The organism is Dietzia sp. B44 (genome assembly GCF_014145245.1).
GTDB classification, from domain to species: domain Bacteria; phylum Actinomycetota; class Actinomycetes; order Mycobacteriales; family Mycobacteriaceae; genus Dietzia; species Dietzia natronolimnaea.
This window is the reverse complement of record NZ_JAALEF010000179.1, coordinates 1-4,314: the sequence shown is the minus strand read 5'-3', so window position 1 is coordinate 4,314 and position 4,314 is coordinate 1. Positions and strand designations below refer to the sequence as shown.

The window sequence follows — 4,314 nt, the reverse complement described above, 5'->3', positions numbered from 1 at the left end:
ACGGTGTAGCTGGCCGCGTAGAGCTCGTCCATCCCCGCGCGGGTGAGGAACTCCGGGGCGCCGTGCGGCCCCTCGGCCACGGCGATGTGCCAGTGGTGCCCGATGGCCGGGACCTCGTCGGCGAGGATCCGGCGCGGCACGCCCGGCCCGGGTTCACCGACGGCGAGGGCGTCCCCCGCCGCCAGGTTGCGCCCCTCGTGCCCCCCGAACCGTCCGAGGGTGAAGGTCGACGACGACCCGAGGTACTGCTCCACCTCGATCCCGCCCCCGACCGCCACGTACACGCGCATGCCCGGCCCGTCGAGCACCGGGACGTCGAGCACGGATCCCGCCTCCAGGTGGACCGGCTTCCACTGGGCCACCGGGCGGCCGTCCACCGTGGGCCGCACGTGCGCCCCGCCCACGCAGACCGTGACCGGGGCGTCCGGTCGGATCGACAGTCCACCCCGAGTGCACTCCAGACCGGCGGCGCCCTCCGGGTTGCCCACGGCGATGTTGACCAGGCGGAGCGAGTAGTCGTCCATCGCCCCGGACGGCGGGACGCCCACGCCCCAGTACCCGATGCGGCCGGGCCAGTCCTGGACGGTGGTGATGAGTCCCGGGTTGAGGATCTCGAGGCGGGTCATGGCGGCTTCTCCTGTGGTGGCGTGTGCGCGGGTGGTGGGTGCGCGGGGTGGGGGGCGCCGGGCTCAGGCGGTGACGATCATCCGCACCGGCGTCGGGTCGAAGCCGTTGCACGGGTTGTTGATCTGCGGGCAGTTGGAGACCAGGACGATCACGTCGCGGTCGGCGCGCACCGCCAGGCGCTTGCCGGGCGCGGACAGCCCGTCGACGATGCCGAGGGTGCCGTCGGCGTCCACGGGCACGTTCATGAAGAAGTTGACGTTGGGGACCAGGTCCCGTTTGCCCAGTCCGTGCCGGGCGCCCTCCCGGAGGAAGTTCTCCACGCAGGCGTGCTGATGCCGGGTGTGGTGGCCGTACCGCAGGGTGTTGGACTCCTGCGAGCACGCTCCCCCGAGGGTGTCGTGGTTGCCCACCTCGTCGGCCGTGATCGTCACGAGGGGCTCGCCGGCGTCGTCGCGCAGGACACTTCCCTCGGTCAGGAAGATCGATCCCTGGGCGGCGACGGTCGCCGGGGCGCTGTAGCGACGGGTGGGGTCGTGCGCGTCGTAGAACAGGGTGTCGACGGCCTGGTTGCCCTCGAGGTCCACGATGGTCAGGGTCTGGCCCGCGTGCAGGACGTGGGACCAGGCGGCTCTGGCGGCGACGGTCTCGTCGGCGACAACGGCCCCGTCCGTGAGAGCGAGGTCTGCGGCGGGAAGGTCTGCGGCGGCGCCGGTCCGGGGGTCTGTGGTCGGAGGCTCGGTGGTGACGGTCGTCGGTGTCATGGCGGATTCTCCTCAGGCGATCGGGGTGAAGGCGCGGTGGGCGGCCTCGGAGTTGGCGACGGCACGGCGGTACTCGAGGTCCTCCCCGACGCCGGGGAGGGCTCCCTCGCGGAGTGCGTCGAGGTCCTGCGGAGCGCTCCACGCCAGGAACTCCACGGTCCCGGCGTGGTACCGCTCCGACGGATCGAGCGGATGGTCGGCGACCGCGACGGCCACCACGACGGGCAGGTGCAGGACCAGGTCGACGGTCGCCCCCGCCCCGGCGTTCCCGGTGGAGACGAGCGCCCCGTCGTCGTCGACGCGGACGCCGTGGAAGAACGACACGGTGTGGGGGAGATCCCGCTCACCCAGTCCGTGTTTGAGGGCGGCCAGCAGCAACAACTCCCGTCCGGCCGGTGACCCGGATTCCGGCGCCCCGGCCCCGTAGCGGGCGACGTTGCCGGCCAGGGTCGAGGCACCGCACAGCGCGTCGTGGTGGCCGGAGGTGTCCGCGACGATCGTCGCGAGTACGCGCCCCTGGTCGGAGAGCAGCGGATGGCCGGTGCCGAGGTAGGCCTGCCACGGGACCTTGACCGTGTCCGCGGTGTTGAGACGTTCCCAGGGGGCGTCGGCGCGCCACATCATCAGCGAGGCGCAGGCCGTGCCGTCCCGGTCGGTCAGTCGGATGCGCGTGCCCCGCGCCAGGGTGACCGCGGTGTAGCGACCCCCGGGGACGGACTCCGCCCACGTCAGGCGGTCGGCCGGGACGTCCGCCGGCGGGTGGGGCCAGTCGGTGGCGGGGACGACCGGCATGGCGTCGGTGATCGCGCCGGCCTGGGCGCGGGCGTGGTCGCGGGCACCCGAGGTGGTGGACGTGCTCGCGGTGGTGGATGTGCTCTCGGCGGTGCCGGGTTCGGTGGTGCTGGTCATCTCAGGTCACTCTCCGATCTTGACGGGCTTGGGGTGGGTCTTGCCGCGGGGGAAGCACAGGGTGCCGAGGCCCACTACTGCGAGGACGGTCACGACGCCCGCCCACCGCAGCCACGGGGTCTCGCCGGAAGGGTCGAAGATCTCGGCCCGCGGCCAGGCGAGGTTGACCGTCATGAGCAGTCCGTACCCCACGGCCATGACGTTGACGGGGATTCCCCAGCGACCCAGCGAGAAGAGCGGTTTGCCCTCGGCGTCGGTGAGCCGGGGTCCGTTCGGCCACCCCTTGAGCCGGCGCAGGAGCAGCGGTGCGGTCACGCAGAGGTAGGCGAGGTAGATGAGGATGATGCACACCGAGGCGAGGGTCGCGAAGATCGCGTCGTTTCCCATGTTGACCAGCAGGATCGCGATGCACGACAGGCCGATGAACACGGCCGGGGCGATCGGGGTGCCGGTGCGGGGGTTGACGCGGGACAGGGTCGCCGAGAAGGGCAGGCGGCCGTCGCGGGCCATCGAGAACATCAACCGGGTGGCCGCGGTCTGGATGGCGAGGGTGCAGATGAAGATGGCCACCACGACCACCACGAGGAGCACCTTGCCCCAGAAGTTCCCGAGCACGGAGTTCAGGACGTAGGGCAGGCCCTCGGTGGCCAGCCGGCCGTCGGTGAGGCTGGGCGCGGCCATGAGCGCGGAGAGGATCATGAGCCCACCGCCGAGCGCCGAGACGGTCAGCGCCATCCGGATGGTCCGGGGGGCGACCCGGCGCGGGTTGACTGTCTCCTCGGCGAGTTCGCCGGCCGAGCCGAATCCCACCATCACGTAGGCGGCCATGAGCCCGGAGACGACCCACGCCCAGATGTAGCCGGGCTGATCCCCCATTCCGGCGGTGTCGAAGACGACCTGCGGCCCGCGGACGGCGTGGGTCAGCAGCGCGAGGATCACCGCGACGACGCCGACGATCTCGCAGGTCACACCGATGTTATTGACGTAGGCCATCCACCTGATGCCGAGCGAGTTGATCGTGGTGGTGATGACGAGCAGCACCGATCCGAGCAGGACGGCGTTCGCCGCGCCGGAGGGCGAGGTGAGGGCCGGATCGTCACCGATGATCTGGAAACCGGACCAGATGTTCGGCAGCACGACCTGCAGCGCGATGGCCGCGGCCGAGGCGGTGACGATCTGCGCGAGGATCATGAACCAGCCGCCGAACCACCCGACGACCTCGCCGCCCATCCGCCGGGACCACTGGTAGATCGCTCCCGAGATGGGGTACCGGGCCGCGAGCTCCGCGAAGCACAACGCGACCAGGAACTGGCCGGCGAACACGATCGGCCAGGTCCAGAAGAACGCCGGGCCGCCGAACCCGTACCCGAGGCCGAACAGCTGGAAGATGGTCGTGAGGATCGAGACGAACGAGAACCCGGCGGCGAACGAGGCGAACGTGCCGAGGCTGCGGTGGAGTTGTTGGTCGTAGCCGAGATCGGCGAGGTCGTCGTGATCACCCCGACGTTCGGGGGCCGGGGTGGTGAGTCCGGAGGGGTCACTCATGTCCGGCACTCCTCTCGGGGCGGGGGTCTGTGAACCCGGGTGGCGCCAGGAGCAGTTCCTGTCTGCCGATAGTTTTCCCACCGCGTGTGACCCTCGGGTTGCCTGGTGTTTCGATCCGATTAACACGCCCTCACGCCGTCGTTCCCCGCTCGCCGGGCCGCCCGACCGCGTGGTCGAATGCCCTCATGGCACCTTCCCGTGATCCACTCGACGAGCGCGCGCGGGCCTGGTCCGACGGGTTGCGGCGTGAGCTGGCGGCGCGTCTCGGACCGGCGGTGGCACACGCGGTGTGGGTCACCGGATCGGTGGGCCGGGGGGAGGCAGTCCCGGGTAGCGACCTGGAATCCCTCGCCGTCGTCTGTGACCCCGGTGACCCTGGTGACCCCGACGACCGTGCGGTACGCCGCGCCGTCGCCTCCACCGACCTCTCCCGCGCGCCGTGGTTCGCCGAGACCTCCCCCGCCTCGGCCGC

At 71.4% G+C, this 4,314-nt stretch carries 4 protein-coding genes and 1 pseudogene; 1 reads left to right on the top strand and 4 read right to left on the bottom strand.

What is annotated here, in order from left to right; translation table 11 throughout:
• The 4 genes and pseudogenes from G6017_RS06900 to G6017_RS06885 form a co-directional block, all read right to left on the bottom strand.
• Positions 1–626, bottom strand: a pseudogene (locus G6017_RS06900) (5-oxoprolinase/urea amidolyase family protein); the annotation flags it as partial.
• Between the two features lie 63 nt (positions 627–689).
• On the bottom strand, positions 690–1,388 hold the full coding sequence (locus tag G6017_RS06895) for an urea amidolyase associated protein UAAP2 (RefSeq protein ID WP_182616629.1): 699 nt from the start codon (positions 1,386–1,388) through the stop codon (positions 690–692).
• A 12-nt stretch (positions 1,389–1,400) separates the two neighbouring features.
• A complete protein-coding gene (locus G6017_RS06890) occupies positions 1,401–2,297 on the bottom strand; it encodes an urea amidolyase associated protein UAAP1 (protein WP_182616627.1) in 897 nt (298 codons plus the stop codon).
• Between the two features lie 6 nt (positions 2,298–2,303).
• Positions 2,304–3,842 carry an amino acid permease gene (locus tag G6017_RS06885; protein WP_182616625.1) on the bottom strand — a complete coding sequence of 513 codons (1,539 nt, stop codon included), beginning with the start codon at positions 3,840–3,842 and terminating at the stop codon, positions 2,304–2,306.
• 185 nt (positions 3,843–4,027) lie between these two features.
• On the opposite strand from G6017_RS06885, the gene G6017_RS06880 reads away from it, so the two are divergent.
• Positions 4,028–4,314: nucleotidyltransferase domain-containing protein (locus G6017_RS06880; protein WP_524536254.1), on the top strand; the 287-nt coding region annotated here is incomplete at its 3' end.

What these genes read in the sequence shown, in the direction of transcription:
- G6017_RS06890 (WP_182616627.1), bottom strand. Translation starts at nt 2,297, where the DNA reads ATGACCAGCACCACCGAACCCGGCACCGCCGAGAGCACATCCACCACC.
- G6017_RS06885 (WP_182616625.1), bottom strand. Translation starts at nt 3,842, where the DNA reads ATGAGTGACCCCTCCGGACTCACCACCCCGGCCCCCGAACGTCGGGGT.
- G6017_RS06895 (WP_182616629.1), bottom strand. Translation starts at nt 1,388, where the DNA reads ATGACACCGACGACCGTCACCACCGAGCCTCCGACCACAGACCCCCGG.